Genomic DNA, 24,605 nt, shown 5'->3' on the forward strand with positions numbered 1-24,605 from the left:
CTGTGCAGCATTATTCCAGTGCTGCCGAACATTGTGCTGCCGAACCTAGTGCCGCCGACCCCAGTGTCGCCCGGCACTACAGTCTCAGCATTTTCGTACAGATCCGTTCCAGCAGCGCATCCGAATGACTCACCGCCAGAAGGCCGATTTCTCTGTTTTTCACTTCCTCCAGAAGGAAATTCCACAGCTGGCTCTGGGTAATCAAATCCAGCATCGTGCTGATCTCATCCGCCAGAAGGAACCGCGTTCTCTGTCCAAGCGCCCTGGCAATGCAGAAACGCTGGAGCTCGCCTCCGGACAACTCCGAAGGGTACCGGTTAAGCCAGTCCGGCTCAATTCCCAGACCGTCCATGATCCTCTGTTCCACCTGATCCCCCTCTTTTATAACCTCTCCCATCTTCCACCTGGGATTGACCGACAGCTCCGGATGCTGCCATATCATCTGCACCGGGCAGTAACCCTTCCAGGCAGAAAGCGGTTTTCCGTCCAAAAGCACTTCACCGCTGTCCGGCTTCTCATATCCGGCCAGAATCTTGCAGAATGTCGTTTTTCCAAACCCGCTGGGTGCAATGAGCCCCAGGCGATCCGTGCTTGTAAGCGTCATACTCAAATTGTTTAAAATCTGTCTGTTTCCATTGTCATATCGAAAAGAGAGCGCTCTCGCCTCCAGCTCCATATCTTCCGTTCCCTCCTTCCGCGGCTTTCCGGCATCTCACCATGCCTCCGCGAAGACTCGTATATTCCACCTCTTTGCCGCAGGTTCCATCTGCCAGTTCACACCGGGACGCATACGGACATCCGGACAAAAATTCCTTTCCGTAAGGCTGACTGCCCGAAATCGGGACGAAACCGTGCTGCGGCATAGCGCGGAACAATGCCTTCGTATAGGGATGGCGAAGTCTTTCTTCCTCCTCAAAATCAGATACCGGAGCCTCCTCCACATTGGTTCCCGCATAGAAGACAACAATCCGGTCGGCCGCCTCTAAAGCCAGTTCCAGATCGTGGGTGATCAGGAGGACTCCCGCTCCCTCGTCCGCAATCTCCCGAAAATGAGAAAGTACCCGTTTGGCTGCTTCCATATGAAGTCCCGGCGTAGGCTCGTCTGCAATGACCAGTCTCGGTTTTTCCATCACCGCCGTAGAAATCAGCACACGTCTCGTCATGCCCCCGGAAAGTTCAAACGGATACAGTTCCTCCGTCTCCTTTCCAAGTCCATAGCGTGCCAGAACCTCCCTGCATTTCCTTCTGGTTTCCGAATCCTTTTTGCCTTTCCTCACAGATGCTCCCGCCTTCATGAGCGGATCCAGATAGGAAACACTCTGAGGGACAAGAACGATCTCCCGGCCGCGCAGGGCTCTTATTCTCTTTTCCGTCAGCTCCATCCCGTCATAATCAATGCGCCCTCCGGTCACGGCGTTATACGGAAGGATTCCCAGCACGGCGTGGACCAGGAGGCTCTTGCCCGAACCGCTGGAGCCTACCACCGCCACCATTTCCCCTTCCTTTACCGTAAGACTCAAATCACGAATTGCGGGAAGCTCTATCTGGCGAAAGCCCCTTTCATACTGGGTAAATTTCACCGATAAATGTTCCACGGACAGAACTGTTTTTCTCTCTTCCATCGAACCTCTTCCATCCTTTCAATTTATTCCCGCGGGCAGCGAGCCAGGTGGGCGCGCTTGCGGGTCTATCTGACTCTCGCGGGATATTTCACTGATGTGCGTGTGCCGGATCCAAAAGCTGACTGATGGTGCTTCCCATAAAATGAAACAGCAGCACCACAAAGACCAGAAACAATCCCGGGAAAAGGGCGAGCCACCATTTTCCCATGGCGAGATATTTCATGCTTTCCGACAAAATGACGCCGATGGCCGGCTGTTCCGGCGACAGTCCAAAACCCAGAAATGTGATGCTGGCTTCGTGCAGTATCGCATGGGGAAACATCAGAACCAGCCCAACGAACAGCTGCGGAATCAGATGAGGCGTCATATGTTTAAGCGTAATTGTAAGCTTTCCCTGTCCCAGTTTTTCCGCTATCTTTATGTACTGGCTCTGCTTCAGCTGCAGAACCTCTCCGCGGATCAGGCGTGCAAGGGAAGTCCAGTGCGTCAGCGCAATCCCAGTCACAACACCCCAAAATCCCTTTCCCAGTGCAAAGGAGATAAGCACCAGCAAAAGGATATGAGGAATTCCCATGACCAGATCGATAAGCCCAATGATCAGGCCATCCGCGATTTTCCCCATGGTCGCGGCCAGAATTCCCATGAGAAATGCAATCACCGCGCTGATGGCCGCCGTCAGAAGCCCGATCCGGATGCTCATGGAAAGTCCCGTTATGGTACGGACAAACATGTCTCTCCCCATCCAGTCCGTTCCAAATGGATAAGAGAGACAGGGCGCCAGATTCTTTCTGGAAAAATCCGTCACCATGGCAGCCTCCGAAAGGAGCTGCCCTGCCACCGTAATAGCCGCCAGCATCAGAATCGACAGGCCCGCGAGAAGAATCATCATCTTCCTCCTGTTCATGCCTTTGCCCTCCTTCTGATTCTTGGGTCCACGACGCCGTAAAGCACATTGGCGGTGAAATTCCCTGCAAATACAATCGCTGCGCTGATCACGGTAATTCCCAGAAGCAGCGGAACATCTCCGCCCAGTCCGGCCGTCACAGCCGCCTGTCCGATTCCCGGATAAGAGAATACCTGCTCCACCAGAACGGAGCCTCCGAAAATTTCACTGATCGAAGCAAACTGCAAAGTCATGGCAGGCAGTATGATATTGCGGAGACCGTGACGCAGAATAATCTGCCCCTCAGACTCGCCTCTTGCCTTTGCAAACAGCACGTAATCGCTTTCCATGGCCTCGGCCATCTTCTCCCTGGTATGCAGTATGATGTTAGACAGCCCGGTGATGGAAAGCGTCAAAGCCGGCAGAATACCATGAGCGATTCTGTCGGTAACAGTAACTCCGGCGGCCTCCACTCCAATTGGAACACTTAAGCCAATCGGAAGCACCTTCAGCCATACTGCAAAGATCATAAGCAGAACCAGCGCCAGCCAGAATGCCGGCGTGCTGGCCGTCACCAGCGCATACCCGGTAATAACCTTGTCCACCGTTTTACCGCGATTCGCCCCCGCCACCACTCCGAGCAGCAATCCTGCCGCACCGGATATCAGCCAGGCAGTTCCCATGAGCCATAAGGAATCCTTCAGCTTCACTGAGATTACATGGGACACCGGCTGGCGGTAAAGCAGGGAAGTCCCCATGTCGCCCCGGAAGAAATCCTTTGCCCAGGAGACAAACCGCTCCATCGGCGGGGTATTCATCCCCCAGTATTCCTCCAGCTTCGCAATCTGTTCCTGGCTCATGGATCCCAGCGCAGTCTGCCCTACATTCGTCTTAAGCGGATCAAGAGGAGACGCCGACACCAGGAAAAAGGCCGCCGCACTCACCAACAGCAGAAGTACTGCCATCCGTATTAAATTTTTAAGAATAAACCATGGCATGCTTTTTTCCAATGCCGTACGCCTCCTGAATTTCCTTTTACTTTTATTTTCTTTTACTCTTACTGCTTACTTCCAGCTCCACTGATCCACGTTATTTACAATAGACCATCCGTGACCGTGAGGATGCAGCTTCTGCTGTGCCACAGCCAGATCAGATTTCGCCCAGTAAAGGTGGTCAATATTGACGAGCCAGATCCACGGAATATCGCCCTGTTCCGTAATACCGGTCTCTCCGTCCCACTGCGCTTTCTTCCACAGCTCATAAGACTCCTCGAGGCTGCTGCTTGCCAGTGCTTCATCCATATAGCGATCCACGGATTCGTTGCTGTATGGAGAGTATTCCGCCAGCCCTGTATCCTTCATGGTGTGGTAAATATTATAAAGCTCCATCGGCGTATGTGCTCCCCAGCCCCATATCAGCGGTTCTGCCTGTGCACGGTCATAGGCGGTATCCCAGCCCACGCCTTCCGTCTTCACATCGATGCCGATCTCCTTCAGCTGGTTTGCCGTATCTGCAGCAAGAGCCTGTCTCACAGAATCACTGGCCGGATACATCAGCGTAAAGCCAGCCTTTTTGCCGTCCTTTTCCCTGATTCCGTCATTTCCTTCTGTCCATCCGGCTTCCTCTAAGAGCGCCTTCGCGCCTTCCGCGTCATACTTTGTTTCTGCCGCGTTATTGTACCACGGCATCTTGTCGCAGACACTGTAGGCCGGGCTTCCGTAACCGCTCAACACATTTTCAATCATTTCGTCTCTGTTGATGGCGATATTGATGGCCCGTCTCACACGCACATCTGCGGTAAAATCGTTACCAATGGGATTTCCATTACCATCGCTGCCTCCCGCTGCTATAGCCGGAAGATTGAAGCCGCGGTTGTCCACTGTCTCGAAGGAAAGCAGATCATAGCCTGAAATGGTCTGATCTGAATAAGAAGCCGCCGTATAGGCAAGATCCACCTGTCCGGACTGCACCGCCGCAAATGCCGCGTCCTCTTCCATAAACAGCACAGTCACCTTCTTCATCTTCGGCGCTTCCCCGTAATAGTCGGGATTTGCCTCAAATATCACCTGCTGTCCTCTGTCCCACTGCTTCATAATGTAGCGGCCGGATCCGATCGGGTGCTCTCCGTAATCAGCGCCATACGCGTGCTCCGGAACGATTCCCACGATTGCCATGGTATACGGCCAGATCGAATAGGCCCGTTTCATGTGGAAAACCACGGTCATGTCGTCCACCGCCTCAGCGGAGTCCAGCATGGTAAAATCATTGACTGAGCTCGTACTCTTCAGCGTATTATATGTAAATGCCACATCCTTCGCAGTCAGCTTCTCTCCGTCGGTAAAGGAGACGCCGTCCCGAATCTTCACGGTCCAGGTAAGTCCGTCATCGCTGACGCTCATATCGGTAGCAAGGTCGTAATCAATCTTTAAATCCGCTGTCGTCACGGTCAGCGTGCTCTGAATCAGCGGCTCATGCACGTGTTCTCCCGCGCCCCATCCATAGGCCGGGTCAAATCCCGCCTCCGGCTCCGAGCTGGGCCCCATCACCACGATTACGCTGTCTTTACCCGCGCCTGTTCCTTCGGTCGTACTCTCTGTACTGTCCGCCGCACTCTGCTCCGTGCGCTCTTCCTTTCCTTCCATCCCCGTTGCTTCCTGACTCTTACCGGCACTGCATCCAGTGATCACAATCGCTGCCGCAGCCAATAAAACCGCTGTTTTCAGTTTCCATCCTCTTTTTTTCATATTTCTTTCCCTTCCTGTTTTCTGCCGGCAAAGTCTCATAAAATATAACAAACCAAGTATAACAGGAGATGCAGCAGCGGTTTTAAATATAGCGTAAGGTTCTCTGCGCAGACGTTTTCGCGTACTATCCTAAAGGAATGATCTGCAAAAATAAAAATACCAGGTTCAGGCGTACTCCTTGGGAATACTCATACCTTCCTGGTATCTGATCATCATTCTATTCGCTTCTGCTCTGCTGACCGGTACCCCGGTTACTGCGATTCCTATATCGGTTGTATTGTTACACACTTCCGCTATTGTACCGTTACACAATCATACTATTATTTCGTAACGTAGTATTGTCATATTTTATCTATATTTGCTTTCTTCCAATGCCATGCATTTCTTATGCCTGCAACCATTCTGTTTCAGGGTGGTGACTTCAGTCAGCCGTTATAGAAAGTATACGAAAAAAGAGGGAAAACGTCAATCATATTTCACACAAACGTTTGATGAAAATTTGTGTTCTCTCATTTCTGTTTATTATCATCTGTCAAATGATGGTCCGTCAATCCAGACCTTCACTCCTGTCGCGTAAAAATATCTCCCGCCGATAACCACCATACTTCAGCGCAGTTTTTACCGGTTTAAATCCCTGCTTGATGATATTCTGCCTGCTGTACCGGTTTTCCGGGTGCACCGTACACATAAAATAACGGTATCCCTGTTCTGCCAGTTCCTGCTCCGCGTGCTGCATCAGTCTTTTCTGGAGGCCTGCACCACGGTACTCCGGAAGAATTGCCACGGAATCCATATGAGCCACCAGCAAAAGCTCCGATTCCGGAAGGCCAATATCGCGCCCCAGATTTTCCTCGGAATCCCCTGGAAATGTCGTAAGTAAAATTCCAGCCACCGCGCCCGAGGGCTGATGAATCGCCTTATAACCGACTCCGTTGCTGTATTTCAGCATTTCGTATGTGTACTCCGCATTATCGGCCGCAAACCACTCCTTCTCCTCCATCGCCTCATATACTTCCTGAATAATGGAGGCAAAAAGCTCATAATCCTTCTCCTCCGCCTTCACAATCTCAAATGTCATTTCGTCTCTCCTTCAACCTGTTGACCCGCTGCCTCTCTGACCCGAAATCCCGGGATCCACAGCGGTCTGTATCTTTTCATCAACCAAAATACACCGTAGCCCAGAACAGCGCCCAGCGTATTGAGCCACAAATCATCGATGTCCGTCCCCCTCGCCTGGGGCAGCTGACAGATCTCCACCGTAAGCGAAAAAAAGAAGCCCGCAAAGGCCGCTTTCTTTAAGGACTCCCCTTTCCAGAGAAGCGCTGCAAAAAAGCCCGCCGGCATGAACATCACGATATTGCCTGCTATATTAATCATGGGATAAATCCAGTTTCCGTCAGACAGGGCTATCCACGAATCCACAATAATGCGGAACGGAATCAGATTGACCCTCGAAAATCCCTTCAGACCCACAAAACCGGTAAGCCCGCCATCCGCACTGCGCGGAATGACAGTAATGGATGCCAGACCCGCCATAAAGAGCAGAAAGCACCACAGTCCTGCCTCATGACATACCGTGGTGCTCCTGTGACTCTTACGCAGCCTCCGCACAGCGATTAAACGGACGATCCATATGACCGGTACTGCATACGCCATGTAAGGCGCCATATTCCTTATGTATGCCAAAACAGCGTTCATACAGCGGTACGCTCTGTTTCCAATTGTAATTCCTGGACGTTTCCTCTGGGAACGTAATTCTCTGAGGCCCGCTGTGCTGCTTTGCTGCGGCTGTACATTCCCGCTCCCAGCAGTACAAGAATAATACAAAATGCAATCAGCATGACTTTGTTATACAGATTCTTATCCTCCATCTCCCTGTCCTTTCCTGCCTTCCGGCACGCTTCACTCTTTTCTTTCAGTGTATCACAAAACAGGCGCCATGTCTCTTTCCGTTTTCTTACATCTTATACAACAATATTTTTCGTATACCTGCAGACCGGGTAGTTGGAGCAGCCATAGAATGGTCCGAATTTGCCATTTCGTTTTGTAAGCTCTCCCCCGCATCTGGGGCAGACCGGAATGTCCACGTCCTTCAAAAGTTTTCCCATATGCTCATAGCAGATCTGGTTCATCACGCAGTCGTTAAGCGCCCGGTGAGCCCCCTCCGAACTGATCTTAAAATACTCCGCCAGATCCGTAAGGCGGTAATGGGAAAGCCCCGGAAGGCATGCTCTGGCCATATATAACGTATCTATAAAATCGTTGAGCACTGCCGTCCCACACACCTCGCCGGCCACACGGTTCAGAAACAGAAGATCGAAAGACTGAATATTATGGCCGATCAAAATCTCTCCGCCGATAAAGTTTAAAAATTCCGGCAGGATATGAACGAGCCCAGGCTCATTCTGAACCATCTCATCGGTAATCCCGTTTACCTTCGTGGCCCCTGGCGGAATGGGACGCCCGGGATTCACCAGCCTTGAAAAAGTCTCCACCCGTTCATGATTCTTCACCTTCAGGGCGGATATCTCGATGATATCATCCTTTACCGAGCTGATTCCCGTAGTTTCCAGATCAAACACCACATAATTGTCCACATATTTGCTGAGCCTTTTTCCTTTGTTTCCCGCTGCTGCCATAATCGTTTCATCCTTTCCGTATATCAGCTTCCTCTTTTTCCGTAATTATACCGGATTTCCAGCAGGATTTCCACCAGAAACTTTACCTCTGGTGTTTTAATCTGGAGAAATCAAACACCAGTCCCCTGCACACCCTGGAACCCAGCGCACCGGAAAAAGAGGCCAGATCCATATCACCGTCATCGAAATAATAGACGTAACCGTGATCCCAGTCCCGATCCACGATCCAGTACTCTTTCACACCGGCATTCCGGTATCTGGTCAGTTTGATCCGGTAATCCATATACTGGGACTCCGGCGCTACTACCTCGATCACAATCTCCGGCGCCCCGTTGCAGCCATGCTCCGTCAGCTTTCCCCGGTCAAGAATCACGCAGAGATCAGGGATCAGATAGGTCGTCCCCCCTCCGGCCAGAGTAAGGCCAAATGGAGCCGTACGCACTTCACAGAGTCCCGGATTCTTTCTCCGGTACTCCTCAATCATTTCCTTTAAAATTCTGACAATCCGCTGATGCCACCGTTTCGGTTTCCTCATAATATAAATCCGGCCATCAATCCGCTCGGCAAGCGGTTCCTCTACAGCGTTTGCACTTCTTTCTCTTGTATTACACTCTCTTGCATTACTTTCTTCTGGCACATCTTTCACACTTCAGGCCTCGCTTTCTTAAGACTCCACGCTCCATACGAATCCATTTCCAGCCTCATGTCCGATTATATCTTGTTTTGTAGTAAAGTTTACAATTTTATCTTGTTTTTAATTTGGTACAAGAGAAGACTGTTCCTGATCCGCTTGCCGCCCCCTTGCTTAACGCTCCTACAATTATACTTGTTTTCCCAGAGTACTTCCAGTTTTTTTTCCTCTTCCCCCATTTTCAATGCTTGTCACTGCACAAAAAAATCACCGGGCCGCTTCGCTCAAACTCTTTCTCAGTCTGGAGTAACACCGGTGATTTCAATATTTAGTTAATCAGATTAATGGATTGCAACCATCTGTGCCGCCACTGTTTCCGCTTCTTCCGTAGAGAAGTAGCCACAGTCTTCCATGCGTCTTAACACCTGCATCTGGCGTTTCTCCGCCAGAACGGGATTTTTAGTCGGCGCATATCTGGAAGGCGCATTCGGAATTCCCGCCAGAAGCGTGCTCTCATACTTACTCATCTCTTCCGGCGCCTTACCAAAATAACCTTCGCTGGCATCGGCTACGGTGTAATACCCGTCTCCGTAATAGATTGTATTTACATACAGCTCCAGGATCTCTTCCTTGCTGTAATTGCGTTCAAGATCAAAAGCCATGAAGACCTCAGCGGCTTTCCTGGTCATCTCCTTTTCCTGGCTGAAGTAAAGATTCTTTGCCAGCTGCTGGGTGATGGTGCTTCCGCCCTCCACGAACCTGCCTGCACGCAAGTCATTAAACACGGCTCTTCCGATGGCGATGAGATCGATTCCCGGGTGATTGTAAAATCTGTGGTCTTCCACAGAAACCACTGCGTTCACATACACCTCCGGCAGCTCTTCAAATGTCGTATAATGTTCCTTATCCTGAATGGACTCGACTTTATCTGCCAGACTCATCTGATCCAGCGCATTCCGGTACATGGAGTATCCCTTACCGGCAACAACGAAACCGGAACAGATACAGAGTACCATTGTCAGAACGATAAACCATTTTAATAGTTTCATAACCTTTATTTTTTTCATTGCATCTGCTCCTTTCTTTTTGGTTTCAGACTTTTTTTGTTTTACTGGTTCTATTGTAACAGATTTTTAAACGGAAGACTTTAATAAACCCTTATAATAATCTGACAGATTCTGGCAAATACTGACGAGAATCTGAACAATTATTACGAAAAACAACATTCTCCCCTGTTTACAACAGGAAAACAGGCGCCGTTCTGCCGCACCCTCTTTCTCTGTGCGGCAGATCGCGCCTGCTCTATCTGTTTAATAAAAATACGGACACATTTCTTTTCCTGGTACCACAACCTCAAACCATACGTAATCGATATAATCCCCGCTCTTCATCGGAGATACGATGTGAGCCACTTCATTGGGAATGCAGATCCAGTCACCTTCTCTGACCTCCACTTCCTCATCCTGAGCCTTAAACAGGAATGGATCCGTCCCTGGAAGTCCATAAAACCACTGGTACAATTCCGGATGCGTGTGTGGTTCCAGCCTCGCCTCCCCAGGCCCGGTCACTTCTCCAAGGCTCATCCGGCTCACATAGTACTGGTGAAGAACCGCATAGGACTTTAATTCCGATGCCCGGAACCCCTCGATGTACAGATGCCAGTTGGAATGCGTATGAAACCACGGCAGTACAATGTGGTACATTTCATGATGCTTCCAGTCTTCCTCGCTCATCCTCTGGCTAAGCTCCAGATATTCCATCTCCGTATCTGTCTCGATCAAATACTTCTCGTGGTCAAAATCCGGGCAGAACAGGCACCTCTCCGTAATTTCATATACCTGGCTTCCGCTTTTGATCCGGCCTGTTCCCTTAAAGATGAAAAGCGCGGTGACACGGTCTGCGTAACAGGCAGGCCATACCTGTGCGCCGGCCTCGATCCTGCATTTATTCGTAATGATTCCTTCCATCGCCCCCGGCAGCATCTCTCCCCGGTAATAGCCTTCAGAAACACGATGAAACAGGATATCTTCTCTCTTCACGTAGGAAATAACATTCATTTTTCTTCCTCCTGTCAGTCCTGTGCCTCGGTGAGGCTTCCATTATGAATCTGGCATAGATAGTATTTCTGCAGATCCTCATCCGTAAAATATTCCACCCAGACATAAAAGACTTCCTTCCCGGGCTTTGCCAGAAGCTTATGGTCCTTTCCAGCATAGATAAAGCTCCAGTCACCTGGCTTCTGCGGCTCTGTCTCTTCCTCCACTGTTAAATCAAAGTCCGAATTGCCCAGGCAGTAATTCCACTGATGAAGAAGGCCGTGTCCCTTCTCATCCGTCCCTTCCCCAATTGCCTTTACCACTCCAATGGATACGTGCCCTAACTGGAACGGCTGAAGAATGCTGTAAGACCTTGTATTTGGCCCCTTGCAGTCCTGATCGTACTGTACTCCATCCGAATATTTGCTGAAAAATGGAAGATGCAGATTCCATTTTTCATAAAACTCCCTGTCCCACTGATTCATAGAAAAGGCAGCCATGATGAACTCGCTATCTTCTACCGCGTGAACCGTATATGGAACACGTTCGAAATCCGGAATAAAGAAGGAAGGTTCTGTTATGTTATATAAATCATACGGTGTCGTTATATATCCTGTTTTTCCATTAAAAATAAGAATGGTAATCTTCTCCCGATCCAGTTCAGGCGTTACGCTGCAGCCTGCCCGCAGGGAACAGCGGTAAAATTTTGCATTGACCGCATCAGCTCCCGGCAGAAGTTCTTCCTGCGCGTAACCAAACCCGTTATATTCACGCCTGGCCTTCTCCGCCCTGCATACAAAATTATCCATCATCAAAATCCCTCCGTCTGATATATTCCGTGTTCACTGGTATAGAGTTCCACCCAGACATAATACACTTCTTTGCCTTCCTCCGCACACAGACTATGATCAAGTCCCGCCGGAACAAAGCTCCAGTCCCCTGCTTTCTGGTGAACCTTCTCGTCCTCCACGGTCAGGGTAAAATCGGAATTTCCCACACAATAGTTCCATTGATGAACCTCGCCATGGCCCTTTTCTATGGTTCCTCCCTCCGCTGAGCCGCCGCCATGAACCACACCGATCGTAAGCTTTCCCAGTCTCCCAAAATCCCCGAACAGTACGGATTTTGACCACGTTCCGGCTGTCTTGCAGCTCTGGTCATATCCATAGCACTGCCTGACAGTTCTGAAAAATGGGGTATGTACCCTGCACTCTCCCGCTCTCACACGGTCGTAGTCATTCATATCTGCCGCGCACATAATAAATTCCATGTCTTCTACAGCATAAACATAATACTCCGCGTTTTCAAAGTCAGGAGCGTAGAAGCTAAGCTCCTCAATTTTAAATCCTCCATCTGTTCCGGCTACGTATCCCCTCCCCTTTCCGAAGATCAATACCACGGCCTTGTCCGCATACCGGGGCGGAGTTACCCTTGCTCCTGCTCTCAGATAATACTTGTAATTCCGTATTCCTTCCACTGTGTCCGGCAGAAGTTCCACACACACCGTTCCATCACTGCCGTACGCCTTTTCGAAAGCGGCGTCCTCAAAATTCATAATTGCCATGTCTTCCATCCTTTCCTGCGCCAATGGCTGTTTAGTTATATTTTCCAGCGGCATAATCCTTGAATATCTCCGCATATCTGGCAGTAAAATCTTCCCTGGATATCTGCTGATTTACGTATCTGGACCAGATTTCTTCCAGGTCAGTCGCAAGAACTGCCGGTGTGAACTCCCACATGGATTCACTGGCCTTTCCAGCCGCCACATGATCCAGCACATCGACCGCGATACACGGAAGTTTATCTGAAATTTCCAGAGACACGATGGATGTCGGACTTCCCATTGTCTCCTGATGCCATACACGGGCCGCCTCCGATGATATAATATAGGAAAGGAAATCCTTAGCCGCCTTCACATTCTTCGACTGGCTGCTGACCCCTGCACACATGGTCTGGATCTGTAAATGATTCTTGTCCGCATCGTTGGAGCACGGAATCACATCCTGCTTAATATGGTTCATCAGATCCGGATTCACATTCATGATATTGGGATACTCCCAGCTACCTTCGCCTGTCAGCATGGCCGCCTCTTCCAGGAAGAACGCATTTCTGGCCGTCCATTTGTCAGTCGCTGTGGCGTTTGGCTGAGCATACTGAATGGCGATGTCATAGTAATCCAGGAATTCATTCATCTCCGGATCATTCGCCAGATCCATATCCTCTCCGGCCAGCATCTTCTGAATAAAATCGAGTCCGCCGTTCTCTTTGTTGCCAAGCCATGTCGGTCCTACCCAGTTAAACAGATTCAGATTTGTCTCCGCCCATTGGTGCATAAAAGGCTGTATTCCCGCGGCTGTCAAGTCCTCGCACAGTTTTTTCAGTTCATCTCTGGTTTTCGGAACCTCTTTCCAGCCTGCTTTTTCAAGCAGCGCCATGTTGTAAAGAATTCCCGTCCCCTCCAGATAGATCGGCGCCACCACAACCTTGCCGTTAACAGTGCCAAGAGTCTTCTGATCCTCTGTAAACAGTTCATACGCAGGGAAGTCCGTGCTTAAGTCTGCCATATAGTTGTTCCATTCCTTAAATGGTTCCCCGTAATTCGTTCCGATGATATCCGGAAGCTCTCCTGCTGCAGCTGCGGCTTTCAGCAGGTCATTATAATCCGAGGTGGACGGAAATGTTGCTTCAATCGTACCGATCTCCGGATGCTCCGCCTTATACGCCTCGATCAGAATATCAAAGTTGTCGGTCCACTGTCCCAGCGGCATGGTTACCGTCAAATCGACAGAGCCATCCGCCGCCTTTTCTTCTGTGGGCGCAGGTGTCTCAGCTGTCTGCTGCTCCGACTTCGTCTCTTCTGCCGCCTTCTCCGCAGCAGCCGTCGTGACAGGCGTCGTCCCCGCTTCTTTTCCCCCGGAGCACGCCGTGACAGACATCGCCGTAAACATCGCCGCCAACATCAGAGAACTCACTCTTTTCTTCATAAGTAATACCTCCTTCTAAATAATAATTTAACCAACAAGGGATTTTCCCTTCGTTTTCTCATACGGACGCGCTAACCTTTCACCGCCCCTGCGGCCACACCATCAAGCACCTGTTTCTGCGAAAAAATGAAGAAAATAAACAACGGCAGGATTGAAAGGGATATTGCTCCCAAAGCCGTGTCCCAGGCAAAAAATGCTTCATTAAACAGAGACTGCATGGCTATCTGAAGAGTCCTGAGCCCCTTTTTCGTCAACAGGAACTGCGTCATTAAGTAATCATTCCAGTACGTGATGACATTGAGTGAAGCTACCGTAAATACCGTTCCTTTAATCAGTGGGAATACAATGGTCCAGTACGTCTTAAGCGGGCCGCAGCCATCGATCCTGGCCGATTCCTCAATTTCATACGGGACTGATTTCACCGCCCCTGCAGTCAGAAACATGCTCATAGGCATGGAGAAGACCCAGTTGCTGATCACCACGCCATAAAGATGGTTGGTGAGCTTCAACAATCCCGCCATCTTTGCAAATGTAATCATAATCCCCTGAAACGGCACCGACATGCCCGCGATGATGATCAGATACCATGCCTTTGTAAATCTGCATGGATGCCTCACGATCCAGTATCCCATCATTCCGGCAAACACAATGCTGCCGATATTGGAGAAAACTGCTATGATCATGGTATTTTTAAATACAGTGGAGAAATTCAGCCTTTTCCATGCCTGCTGGTAGTTGATAAGCGTAATCTCCTTGGGCAGAGCACTGATATTTTTTGCAATCTCCGAATATGGTTTAAAGGAGTTCAGCACTACCAAATACAGCGGGACGATGACGATCGTCACACTGACAGCCAGAATGAGTAACGATACTCCGATTCTTATCTTTTCCGAACGCTTCATTACAGCTCCACCTCCCTCTTTGAGGTTGCATAAATCTGGATCATGGTAATTGCAACAATGATGACAATAAAGATACAGGACTTGGCCGCACCGTAGCCAATCTGGTTCGACCGGTAAGCCGTCGCGTAAATATTCATGGTAACGCCTTCGGACGAACGGTAAGGATTGCCGTCGGTCAGCGATATATTAGTATCATACAAAAGCATTGTCCAGTTGATGGCGATAAACAGGCACTGGGTAATGGAAGGCATAATCATGGGAATGATCACATTTTTAAGCACCTGCAGCGGTGACGCCCCGTCTACGATCGCCGCCTCCTGTAAATCTCCTGGTATTGAGGCAAAGCCCGCACTGTAGATCAGCATCAGATAACCGGAGAGCGTCCAGGTAAATACAATGACCAGAGCGGTAAAGGAAGACTCCGGTGTCGTAAACCAGTTTTGGGAAAACCAGGAAAGCCCGGTGGCCTGCCCAAACTGCACGAATGCATTCTGAAAGATAAATCTCCATAAGTATCCCAATACCACTCCTCCGATGATACGCGGGAGGAAAATGACAGCCCTCCAGAAATTTCTGAATGGGATGGGCTTCGACAGAATATAGGCCCAGCAAAACGCAATCAGGTTGGAAAACAATACCGAAAGAGCGGAGAACCGGATGGTAAACCATACTGATTTCCAATATCCCTTGTCCTGAAATGTCCGGAAGTAATTATTGATCCCCACCATCCCATACGTCTGATCAATTCCATTCCAGTTGGTAAAGGAGTAATAGATTTCTCCAAAAAACGGAATGACGAACAGCGATGAAAACAGCAGGATTGCCGGCCCCATAAAGATAAAATAATACTTGAACTCTTTTGGCAGCTTTCTGCTTGTGACCGCTGCCGGCTGTATTTTTGCTTCTTCCATAAGCTCACCTCTAACTTTTCTTTATTTTTTCCGGTCTCTTTAATCGCATTATACTTCCTGCTAACATTTTCATGCACTGTCAATTTTTACCTTTTGGTGCACTATTTTGACATCGTCTTGCAATGATTCAGACTATTCATTATAATAAGTTTAAACATTTCGAAAGAGGATCTGAGTATGAAAAAACATTTTATCAGCATCAATACCCGGTTTATTACGCTGCTAGCCCTGTGCACGATCGCTCCCATGCTGATTTTCTCCTTTTATTTCTATTCCTACGAGAGATCCCGGGCACTGGAGCAGTACAGACGGGAGTCTGAGATCAATATGTCCGTAGCCATTAAGAATATTGAATACTATATCTCCACCTGCGTCTCCTCTGCCAGAACAGTTTATTCCAATCCTGACCTGCATAATATTCTCTTGAAAGGCAGCCCGCAGGACTTTGTCTCCCAGGAATTCACAGAACCGGGCCGAATCTTCAGCTATATGCAGGGCATTTATACCGTTGCCCCGAACGCCAGGCAGATCCGTCTCCTCTCCTTCCGTTTAAATAAAAGTTTTCTGCTCATCACAAACACACTGCAGAAATCCATGATATCCTTAAATGCGGCGGAAGCGGAAAGGCCCACGTTCTCTGAATATACCGACGTTACCATCGAACCGGTCCATCCCATGTCGACGTACGGTCACAGAACCTACTATTCTTCAGGAAGTCTCGATACGGAGGAGGTCTTTACGATATGGCTCCCCATTTACAGCATCTCGGCAGAGAAACAGCTGCTCGGCGTCCTTTCCATTGATATGCCGGCTACGTTTATCTACGATAACTGCTGTCTTGCCTATAAAGAAGGGGAATTCGTCTGTATCGTTAATTCCGATGGAGAAATGATACTTTCCGGAGCACCGCAATCCGGGGATATCCTGCTTTCCGATCCCATAGTAAAAAAACTTCTGGCTCCCGGCCACGATACGTTTCATTCCTTTACAGAGGACGGCGTTCTATATCTGAAATCCAGTTTCCCTGCCTCCTACTTAGACTGGCATATGATGAAAGCTGCGCCGGATGCCAGTATCTACAGCAGTACTGATTTACAGCTGCGTTTTCTGACCACTACCTTCCTGCTGGGTGTGCTGCTTGCCACTGTGCTCAATTCACTTACGCTGACCAGACTTACCGGACCGCTCAAAAAGGCCACCCGTTATTTGACAAAGGCGAAGGGGAAGTCCGGTGATTTTTCGAAATTCCAGCTCTCGGAATATTTGGAATACCGCCAGAATGATGAGTTAAAAATGCTGTTTGATTCCATGCAGGAAATGATGGATTCTATCCAGCACTATACCATCCGCCAGTACAAAATGGAATTACTGCAGCAGGATACAGAGCTTAAGATGCTGCAGGCTCAGATCAATCCACACTTTATCCATAACACGCTCCAGTGCCTGGCCAACAACGCTCTGGCTAACAACGATCTGGCCCAGTACGACTATATCACAGCATTGGGCCAGATGATGCGCTATGCCATGGAAATCTCCCAGACCGTCTCATCGCTGGGAGAAGAGCTTGACTATGTATACCGTTATTTTACACTGCAGAAGATGCGGTTCTGCTCTTCTGCGGAATTTAAGATATGCCCCGTCTATCCCAGGCTGTTTCTTCTCCCGAAGATGACACTGCAGCCACTGATTGAAAACTGTATTTACCATGGCGGAGTTATGAAAAAAACGGATGGCTTTATCGAATTTACGGCAGAAACAGAAGGGGATTTTTTCGTTCTCTCTATTTGCGACAATGGGCAGCCGATTGCGGCAGAACGGGCGCTGGAGATGCAAAAGAGCTTTTCTATGCAGAAGGACTGGTTTGTGGAACGCTATGCCCAGCTTGAAACCGCCTCCAACTACCGCTCCCTGGCGCTCGGTTATTACGCGGACGGAATTCCCAGAGAGCATATTGGCATCAACAACGTTTTTATGCGCCTGCTTTTTCAATTTGGGGCAGACTGCACCATCGAGATCCTCGCTAACGACCATGGCGGTACCACCGTTCGGCTTAAGCTCCCGGGCCAGCCGCAGGTCTCCGCACCCGACACAATTTATTTTTAGCTCATATAGAGGAGGCATGATTTATGAAGGTACTGATTGTGGACGATGAGCCTCATCTGATCCATGCGATCAAGGCTTTGGTTCCCTGGCAGGAATATGACATTGATAAGGTTTTCTCTGCTACCACGGCCGCAGAGGCCCGCGAACTGTTAAGCCGTGAGCAGCCGCAGCTGGCTTTCTTTGATATTATGATCGGAGATGAGCGCGGAACCGATCTTATGAATTACGTCGTCGAACAGAAGATTTCCTCCAAAGTCATTGCCATATCCGGTTACAGTGATTTTGAGTACGTCAGAAGCATGCTGGTCTTAGGCTGCGTTGATTATCTGCTGAAACCCCTGGAACGGACCGCCCTGCTGGCGGCAGTTGAAAAGGCAGTCAATACCTGGAAGGAGGACCGCAGGAAAAACGATGACGCCCGGTCGCTGCTTCATCAGATCAATTACTTAAGTTCCGAACGAAGACACACGCTTCTTTCCCAGCTGCTCTCTCCCGCGGCCAGCCAGGCGGCTTATCAGGAGCTGTCCTCCTTAAGCGACAGTTTTTCCAAAGCCGATACCTGCCTCATCTTTTACAGTGATTTAACATTTTATCCTTCAGAGGAGGATGCCGCCTTTCAGCGCAGCTTCACAGCATTTTTTGATATGATGAAAACAGATTTGGAGAGCCGCGGGCTGGGCGCTGCAATTCTGCGCCATTGGAATCCCCATGATGCCGCAGTGATCCTCTATGGACGGACAGACCGGGGGCTTAACTCCGTTCAGACGGCCGTCTCTCATTTCCGGCGACAGTCCGGCTATCCTTTCCACTTTGGATGCTGTTCCGGCAGCAACAGACCGGAAGATATTCTGTCAGCCTACGATTCCGCCCGCAGAGCCTTCTACAGTATGGAAGTCAATCAGAATGGCAGGACTCCTCTCATCGTCGGGCTGCCAGGATTTTTCCACACCATTCCGCCCGCAGATGACAGAAATGAGGCACAGCTTCTGTCATCCATCATGCTGAATGAGGAAATGGCGATAACGGCCAGTGTACAGCAGTGGCTCTCCGGCATGCTTCTTTCTGCGCCGGTCACTTATGGTGCCATAAAAAGAATCAGTACCGATTTTGAAACTATGTATTCCCACTGGTGCGGGTACTTTACAGAACGCTATCCCGGTTTTACACCTGGTAACGCCTCAGCCCTGACTCCCTGCAGTCTCTTCGACGGATCTTACCATTTCCAGGCAGAACATGCAGCCAGCCGGTGCAGGGAAATTTTGATGGAGCTGGCTGCAAATCTTCATGACGTCTGTCGATCCGGCGATGTTTTCCGACAGATCGGCAGCTATCTGGAAATCAACTACAACCAGCCCTTCGATCAGACGGAATACGCAGAGCTGTTTCACATGAACAAGGATTACCTGTGCAGAAAATTTAAGGAGGCTTACGGCGTGAGTATGGTAACCCGTTTGAATGAAATACGAATCGGGCATGCAAAGAAGCTGCTGCGCTCCAGCAGCGCTAAGATTACTGATATTGCGATTCAGATTGGGTATAATGATGAGAAGTATTTTATCAGAACCTTTAAGAAATGTACTGGAATGACGCCAAATGAATATCGTCATAGTAAGTGACGGGGAATTTAGGGACAGGAGGGGGGAGGCGGTTTTTGGGGGGAGCTAAGTCCGCCATGCACCTCATGACCTGCGGTCATTCGGTCGCGGGCTTCGCCCTATGAAAAACGGCACACAAAAAATTGCTTATGTGCGAGCACAACGCAATTTTCTGCATACCGTTTTTCGCATGGCTCATTGCCTACGCGGATATCACAATCGCCTGGGATAAATGCCTCGGGGAATCTGCATCAATCCCCTTCTTTTCTGCAATATAATAGCCTATAAACTGACCGATGAATCCAATAATTGCCGCATTCTGCGTATCGTTATAGCCATATGGCAGGTCGAGGCAGTAGTCCGCGTCTTTCAGATCTGCGGAAGCCGTGTTTCCGATTGCCACAGTCACTGCTCCGTATTCTTTCATCTGCGCGAGGAGCTTCGCATCCTCTTTTACGGTTTCAGAATGGCTTAAAAAGATAATCAGGGTGTTCTCGTCTACCAGGCTCATCGGGCCATGGCGGTATTCCAGTGAGAAGTAAGCCTCCGAATTGGAGAGTCCCATTTCCTTCATCTTGTTCATACACTCGTTGGCGACGCCGTAGTTAATGCCCTGGCCAAGCGTGATAAACAGATTCAGTCCCTCATGCTCCGTGATGATGCTCTTTGCCAGATCATCCATCTTCTTTAACGCGTCTCGGGCGCTGTCGCCGTAACCGGCCATGGCTGCGATCTCGTCCTTCTTACCGCCTGCATACATTGCCATGACAGCTGCCAAATACACCATGCTGGTGAAAGAACGGGTCATGATTACACTGTCCTCCGCCGTATCCGGGGAAAGGATCATAAAGTCATTGTAGAGCGCGCTGTCCTGATCACAGGTAATTGCCAGCGATTTTACACCAGGATAGCTTCTCACTTTATCGATGGCCATGCGTACTTCTGTCGTATAGCTCTTTCTCGTAATCGGGAGTACAAGCACCTTCCGGTTCTTTACAAAGGTCTCCGGGAAATAATAGAGTTCCGAACAGCACACCGCTTTCGACGGTATCGCGTTGTAGCTTGAAAATGCGTGGGCCGCTGCCTGGGCCAGATAGAGGCTGGTGCCGCAGCCGGTGAAGATCAGCTCATCGTAATCTTCTGCGAATACCTTGTCAAGAACACCATAGATGTCCCCAAGCGTGTTGTTGATTGCCTCGAATGACTCCGGCTGTAAGTAAATTTCTTTGTATGTAACTTCACTGTTTCTCTTTTCCATTTTAATAAGTCCTCTCTTTATTTTGTAACAGTTCAGATAGCTCATCTTCTTGACCGAAAAAGCCGGTCAAGAAGCATCGGATATTCATCCGATGTGACAATTGGTGCAGAAAACCGCTTACAAGCAAGCTTGACGCTGCTTTCTGAGCCAATTGTCCCGCCATCTGAACTGTCACGTTATTTTAAGCTTTTCCTTCAGAACCGGCCAGACGGATAATATCCTTGATGTCTTCTGTCAGCCTGTCATTGGCAAACTGGGACAGTTTCCAGGAATGTCCCTGATGATCCAGTGTTTTTAATCCTTCTTCGTAGTGTTCCACGTATTTATACCGGATTTCAGTACCAAAATTAATCTTTGCCACACCCAGCTTGATCGCTTCCTTTACAATCTCTTCCTTCATTCCTGTGCAGCCATGAAGCACCAGCGGAATATCCGTGAATTTTCTCACTGCCTCCAGTACCTCTAAATGAATATCCGGCTCTCCTTTGTAATAGCCATGGGCATTACCAATGCCAATCGCCAGGGAATCGGGCTGACACATTTCCAGGAATTCCTTCACTTCGCAGGGATCTACAATATTCTTATTTTCCATCACTGTCCCCATATTGTCAAGACGAAGGAGTTCTCCGATTTCCGCCTCCACCGGCACACCAAAGCATTTTGCCACCTTGATTACCTCATTGGTCATAGCAGCATTCTCTTTGATCGGACTTGTGGAACCGTCGATCATCACGGAGGTAAAGCCTAACTTCAGAGCCTCCATACAAATGTCGAAATCAGCACCATGGTCCAGATGAATGGATACAGGGACTGACACCTTGTCGGCACACCACTTGCAGACCTGTACAAACCAGTCATGACCAGAATAAGCGCCAGTAGACACATAGTGCGCCAGAATGATGGGAGATTTCATCTCCTCGGCCGCACGGCATGCAGCCCATATGATATCGTAGTTTCCGCCCTGCGTATTGAGTGCTGGAATGGCATATCCGTTTTTGGATGCCTCAATTAGATTTTCTTTGTTAGTTACAAGCATAATTTTCTCCTTTTTCTTAACCTTTTACGGCTCCAGCTACCAGGCCCTTAATCATATATTTCTGGAAAAAGAAGAATACAATCACCATAGGTATCGTACCTACAATGGATATCGTATTGATCAGAGACCAGTCATAGGAAAGCTCGCCCAGATAGCGAAGCGCCACGCCTGCGGATAATGTCCGAAGCGAGTCTGTCTGTATGAGTGTGGATGCGTGTAAATAATCATCCCAGGACAGCAAGAATGCGTAAATACCAACTGCCAGCATACCGGGTTTCACTAATGGAACAACGACTCGAAACAGTGTTCCAAACCGGCCTGCTCCGTCTACACGGGCCGCCTCTTCCAGTTCTCTCGGAATCCCGTCATAGAAACTGGACATCAGCATGATAGTGAACGGCAGCTGTCCGGCAGCAATGGCCAGGATCAGTCCCGCATGGGTATTAATCAGATTAACATCTCCAAGTATTTTATACAGGGAAATCAAACGGCTGACAACCGGGAACATCTGAGCGGAGGTAAATGCTGCAATAATCCATTTATTCCACTTAAAGTGGAAACGGGACAGTGCATAACCGGAAATAATTGCCATAAAGGTTGTCAGCAGCGCGGTGGAACCGGCTACAATAAAGTTGTTCTTATAATAGGTAAAGAAATCATTATCCACAGTAAACAGATTGATATAACTCTGGAATGTAGGATTTTTCACAATAAAAGTCGGAGGGAATTTGTACGCCTCCATATTGGTCTTAAAGGACGTCAGCAGTACCCACAAAAGGGGGAACAGCAAAAAGACGAGAATTATAATTAATACCACGTATTTTATTACGCCATTAAGGATACGTTTCCGTTTCATAAGCTTTCCATCCCCTCTACATGTCTTCGCTCTTAAAGATGCGGTTATAGATATAGACTACGATAATCATCATCAGCATCCAGACGGTTGTAACCGCTGCTCCTGATCCAAAGTTATTAGAGACGAAGGCTTCCCGGTAGCTTAAGATCGCCATGGTGGTTGTGGAGTTGTTGGGGCCGCCGCCTGTCATAGTCCAGAACAGGGGGAACTGTTTGAAGTTCTCAATGATGGACATGGATACCGTAACCTTGATCACACTCTTCATGTATGGAAGGACAATACGGAAAAATCGCTGAACGCCGTTCGCTCCATCAATCTTTGCTGCTTCCTGCATATCCTCCGGGACATTGGCAAGTCCGGCGAGAAGAAGCAGTGTGGCAAGTGGAATCTGCTTCCACAATGCCGCTACCGATACACCAAACATGGCCGTAGCCGGATTATTTAAAATGGCAAAATCCGTGATTCTTCCTTTTGTTAAGATTCCTACGAAATACTTAACCAGACCGTACTGAGGCTGGAACATCCACAGCCATACAAGACCTGATATCAGTGTCGGAACCACCCAGGGAACCATCATAATACTCCGGATAAACCTTGAAAATTTCACATTACTGTTAAGAATCAGTGCCAGAGCCATACCGAGCACGAACTGAGCAATAACCACTCCAAAGACGAATGCAAGGGTGTTAGTCATGGACGGAATCAGCTTTCCGTTGGAAAACAGCTTTGTATAATTGGCGAAGTTATTCCATACCCCTGGCTGCCCCGAAATAATATTTCTCACCTTATAATCGAAAAAACTTCGGTAGATTGAATCCACAACAGGAACCAGAATAAACGAAACTGTTGTGATAATGGCTGGAATCATCAGCGCGATTGCAAATATTTTATCACCCGTCTGGCTCTTCCAGAGGGATTTCTTAATACCTTTCTCCATCGTTACAACTCCCTTTATATATTTTCCCCATATACATTGATACCTGGTCCCAGAAGTCCTGCTAAGTCTCTCTGCCCGCCGCCCATAACTGGCTCCTTAGCACCATCAATTCTTGGATCCACGTACTGTAAAAACCACAGTTCCATCTGCTTCTTCATATCCTGTATCATATCCTGATACTGTTCATCTTCGATTCCGTTATGCGTCTCCCCCGGATCCGCTTCCAAATCATAGAACTCGTCAGGACCATATGGATATCTGTGTACCAGCTTATACTTCCTGCTCCTTATCATGCGGACCGGCCCATACTCATCGAATACAACAACTCTGCTATCTTCATTCTTGTGCTCCTGTCCCATCAGTGCCGGCAGAAAACTCTTTCCCGGAAGTTTATCCGCCTCGTCATTCTCAAATCCCAGATATTCCAGGAGAGTAGGCATAAAATCGTATCCGCTGTGCATCTCATCACATACCTGGTCCTCCGGAATACGGCCCTTATGACACATAATGAAAGGAACCTTTACAGAAGAATCATACATATTGAGCGGGAACGTCCCATTTCCCTTCCCCCAGATTCCATGATGACCGCAGTTAAAGCCATTATCACTGGAGAAAATGATCAAAGTATCTTCCATCAGGTTCTCCTCTTCCAGCTTCTTTAAAATACGCCCCACATTATCATCCATAGCCGTAACCGCTGCAAAGTAACCGATCAGGGACTCTCTGGGCTTTTGATATCCTGCGAGTACTTCTGTCTTTGCCCACGGATGCGTCTCTCCCTGTGGACATGTCTCAAACGGACAATCCTCATAAAGATCCGTATACTTCTTCGGATGGCAGTCAATCCACGGAGAATGGGGAGCAGTATAATGCACGCTTAAATAAAATGGCTGTTTTTTCTTCTTTTCTCTGTCTATGAAAGATATCGCTTCATCAGTAATAATATCAGTTATGTACCCCTCTTCCTCCACCTTTTTTCCTTCCCGGAACATTGGTGCGTTATAGTAGGGGCCGCCCCCCTTCTGGTGTGCATACCAGAAGGAGAAGCCCTTCTGCGGATGGCCGCCGTCGCCTAAATGCCATTTTCCGCTCAATCCACAGGTGTAGCCTTCTTCGGCCAGGATATCCGTATATCCGCGGTGATCCTTTAAAAACTCAATCGCAGCCTGGGAAGCGCCTCCGTTTCCCCCGCTAAGATAATCTAGAATTCCGTGTTGTGACGGAATCTTTCCTGTTAACAGAGAGGCTCTGGCAGGAGAACAAACCGGTGACGTACAGAAAAAGTTGTCAAATCTCACTCCCTGTTTCGCCAACTTATCAAGGTTTGGCGTCCGGATCTCGTAATTGCCATAACAGCCCATGGACCAGATTCCCTGATCGTCCGTCAGAATAAATACCACGTTCGGTTTCTTTCCTGCCATATCTTTCTACCCCTTTTCTCTATCCTTGATTCTTATACTATCTTTCA

24 protein-coding genes are annotated in these 24,605 nt (G+C 48.8%); 2 read left to right on the forward strand and 22 right to left on the reverse strand.

Annotated elements, in window-relative coordinates; translation table 11 throughout:
• Positions 1 to 76: 76 nt before the first annotated feature.
• The 17 genes from DFR60_RS01125 to DFR60_RS01200 all read right to left on the reverse strand — a co-directional run bounded on the left by DFR60_RS01125 (position 77) and on the right by DFR60_RS01200 (position 15,352).
• Positions 77 to 676 carry an ABC transporter ATP-binding protein gene (locus DFR60_RS01125; protein WP_110321229.1) on the reverse strand — a complete coding sequence of 200 codons (600 nt, stop codon included), beginning with the start codon at positions 674 to 676 and terminating at the stop codon, positions 77 to 79.
• Entirely contained in the window at positions 639 to 1,622 is a 984-nt protein-coding gene (locus tag DFR60_RS01130) for an ABC transporter ATP-binding protein (RefSeq protein WP_110321230.1), read from the reverse strand. Before DFR60_RS01130 ends, DFR60_RS01125 begins: the two co-directional genes overlap by 38 nt.
• Before the next feature lie 88 nt (positions 1,623 to 1,710).
• Positions 1,711 to 2,526, reverse strand: coding sequence for an ABC transporter permease (locus DFR60_RS01135; protein ID WP_110321231.1), 816 nt, complete (start codon positions 2,524 to 2,526; stop codon positions 1,711 to 1,713).
• Positions 2,523 to 3,503: an ABC transporter permease gene (locus DFR60_RS01140; protein ID WP_110321607.1), complete on the reverse strand. Its 981-nt coding sequence runs from the start codon at positions 3,501 to 3,503 to the stop codon at positions 2,523 to 2,525. Before DFR60_RS01140 ends, DFR60_RS01135 begins: the two co-directional genes overlap by 4 nt.
• A 66-nt stretch (positions 3,504 to 3,569) precedes the next feature.
• Positions 3,570 to 5,249, reverse strand: a complete 1,680-nt coding sequence (locus tag DFR60_RS01145) for an ABC transporter substrate-binding protein (protein ID WP_110321232.1) — start codon at positions 5,247 to 5,249, stop codon at positions 3,570 to 3,572.
• A 547-nt stretch (positions 5,250 to 5,796) separates the two neighbouring features.
• Positions 5,797 to 6,327 (reverse strand): GNAT family N-acetyltransferase, encoded by a 531-nt coding sequence (locus DFR60_RS01150; RefSeq protein ID WP_002600819.1) that lies wholly within the window; start codon positions 6,325 to 6,327, stop codon positions 5,797 to 5,799.
• Positions 6,324 to 6,905, reverse strand: a complete 582-nt coding sequence (locus DFR60_RS01155; protein WP_207659477.1) for a VanZ family protein — start codon at positions 6,903 to 6,905, stop codon at positions 6,324 to 6,326. The genes DFR60_RS01150 and DFR60_RS01155 overlap by 4 nt, the downstream gene beginning before the upstream one ends.
• 38 nt (positions 6,906 to 6,943) lie before the next feature.
• The gene (locus tag DFR60_RS30220; RefSeq protein ID WP_167437475.1) at positions 6,944 to 7,120 is read right to left on the reverse strand and encodes a hypothetical protein; all 177 of its coding nucleotides are present in this window, start codon (positions 7,118 to 7,120) and stop codon (positions 6,944 to 6,946) included.
• Positions 7,121 to 7,213: 93 nt separating this feature from the next.
• On the reverse strand, positions 7,214 to 7,888 hold the full coding sequence (locus DFR60_RS01160; protein ID WP_110321234.1) for a 3'-5' exonuclease: 675 nt from the start codon (positions 7,886 to 7,888) through the stop codon (positions 7,214 to 7,216).
• Between the two features lie 82 nt (positions 7,889 to 7,970).
• Positions 7,971 to 8,534, reverse strand: coding sequence for a Uma2 family endonuclease (locus tag DFR60_RS01165; RefSeq protein WP_110321235.1), 564 nt, complete (start codon positions 8,532 to 8,534; stop codon positions 7,971 to 7,973).
• 326 nt (positions 8,535 to 8,860) lie between these two features.
• Positions 8,861 to 9,535 carry a transglycosylase domain-containing protein gene (locus DFR60_RS01170; RefSeq protein WP_432764096.1) on the reverse strand — a complete coding sequence of 225 codons (675 nt, stop codon included), beginning with the start codon at positions 9,533 to 9,535 and terminating at the stop codon, positions 8,861 to 8,863.
• 294 nt (positions 9,536 to 9,829) lie between these two features.
• Positions 9,830 to 10,576, reverse strand: a complete 747-nt coding sequence (locus tag DFR60_RS01175) for a hypothetical protein (protein ID WP_110321237.1) — start codon at positions 10,574 to 10,576, stop codon at positions 9,830 to 9,832.
• Positions 10,577 to 10,590: 14 nt separating this feature from the next.
• Positions 10,591 to 11,367 carry a hypothetical protein gene (locus tag DFR60_RS01180; RefSeq protein WP_243004951.1) on the reverse strand — a complete coding sequence of 259 codons (777 nt, stop codon included), beginning with the start codon at positions 11,365 to 11,367 and terminating at the stop codon, positions 10,591 to 10,593.
• On the reverse strand, positions 11,367 to 12,119 hold the full coding sequence (locus DFR60_RS01185; RefSeq protein ID WP_146218569.1) for a cupin domain-containing protein: 753 nt from the start codon (positions 12,117 to 12,119) through the stop codon (positions 11,367 to 11,369). Before DFR60_RS01185 ends, DFR60_RS01180 begins: the two co-directional genes overlap by 1 nt.
• A 31-nt stretch (positions 12,120 to 12,150) precedes the next feature.
• Positions 12,151 to 13,539 (reverse strand): ABC transporter substrate-binding protein, encoded by a 1,389-nt coding sequence (locus tag DFR60_RS01190; protein WP_110321239.1) that lies wholly within the window; start codon positions 13,537 to 13,539, stop codon positions 12,151 to 12,153.
• A 71-nt stretch (positions 13,540 to 13,610) separates the two neighbouring features.
• The gene (locus DFR60_RS01195) at positions 13,611 to 14,441 is read right to left on the reverse strand and encodes a carbohydrate ABC transporter permease (RefSeq protein ID WP_110321240.1); all 831 of its coding nucleotides are present in this window, start codon (positions 14,439 to 14,441) and stop codon (positions 13,611 to 13,613) included.
• The gene (locus DFR60_RS01200; RefSeq protein WP_110321241.1) at positions 14,441 to 15,352 is read right to left on the reverse strand and encodes a carbohydrate ABC transporter permease; all 912 of its coding nucleotides are present in this window, start codon (positions 15,350 to 15,352) and stop codon (positions 14,441 to 14,443) included. The genes DFR60_RS01195 and DFR60_RS01200 overlap by 1 nt, the downstream gene beginning before the upstream one ends.
• Before the next feature lie 177 nt (positions 15,353 to 15,529).
• Between DFR60_RS01200 and DFR60_RS01205 the strand changes: the two genes are divergently transcribed.
• Positions 15,530 to 17,455 carry a cache domain-containing sensor histidine kinase gene (locus DFR60_RS01205; protein ID WP_110321242.1) on the forward strand — a complete coding sequence of 642 codons (1,926 nt, stop codon included), beginning with the start codon at positions 15,530 to 15,532 and terminating at the stop codon, positions 17,453 to 17,455.
• A gap of 23 nt (positions 17,456 to 17,478) precedes the next feature.
• Positions 17,479 to 19,071, forward strand: a complete 1,593-nt coding sequence (locus DFR60_RS01210; RefSeq protein ID WP_110321243.1) for a response regulator transcription factor — start codon at positions 17,479 to 17,481, stop codon at positions 19,069 to 19,071.
• A gap of 181 nt (positions 19,072 to 19,252) precedes the next feature.
• Here DFR60_RS01210 and DFR60_RS01215 read toward each other — a convergent pair whose 3' ends face one another.
• From DFR60_RS01215 to DFR60_RS01235, 5 genes are all read right to left on the reverse strand, one after another.
• On the reverse strand, positions 19,253 to 20,308 hold the full coding sequence (locus DFR60_RS01215) for an SIS domain-containing protein (protein WP_110321244.1): 1,056 nt from the start codon (positions 20,306 to 20,308) through the stop codon (positions 19,253 to 19,255).
• A gap of 181 nt (positions 20,309 to 20,489) precedes the next feature.
• Entirely contained in the window at positions 20,490 to 21,344 is an 855-nt protein-coding gene (locus DFR60_RS01220; protein ID WP_055656132.1) for a class II fructose-bisphosphate aldolase, read from the reverse strand.
• Between the two features lie 16 nt (positions 21,345 to 21,360).
• On the reverse strand, positions 21,361 to 22,200 hold the full coding sequence (locus tag DFR60_RS01225; protein WP_110321245.1) for a carbohydrate ABC transporter permease: 840 nt from the start codon (positions 22,198 to 22,200) through the stop codon (positions 21,361 to 21,363).
• A gap of 16 nt (positions 22,201 to 22,216) precedes the next feature.
• Positions 22,217 to 23,137 (reverse strand): carbohydrate ABC transporter permease, encoded by a 921-nt coding sequence (locus DFR60_RS01230; RefSeq protein WP_055656136.1) that lies wholly within the window; start codon positions 23,135 to 23,137, stop codon positions 22,217 to 22,219.
• Between the two features lie 14 nt (positions 23,138 to 23,151).
• Positions 23,152 to 24,558 carry a sulfatase family protein gene (locus DFR60_RS01235; protein ID WP_110321246.1) on the reverse strand — a complete coding sequence of 469 codons (1,407 nt, stop codon included), beginning with the start codon at positions 24,556 to 24,558 and terminating at the stop codon, positions 23,152 to 23,154.
• Positions 24,559 to 24,605 lie beyond the last annotated feature (47 nt).

This window comes from Hungatella effluvii, assembly GCF_003201875.1.
GTDB classification, from domain to species: Bacteria; Bacillota; Clostridia; order Lachnospirales; family Lachnospiraceae; genus Hungatella; species Hungatella effluvii.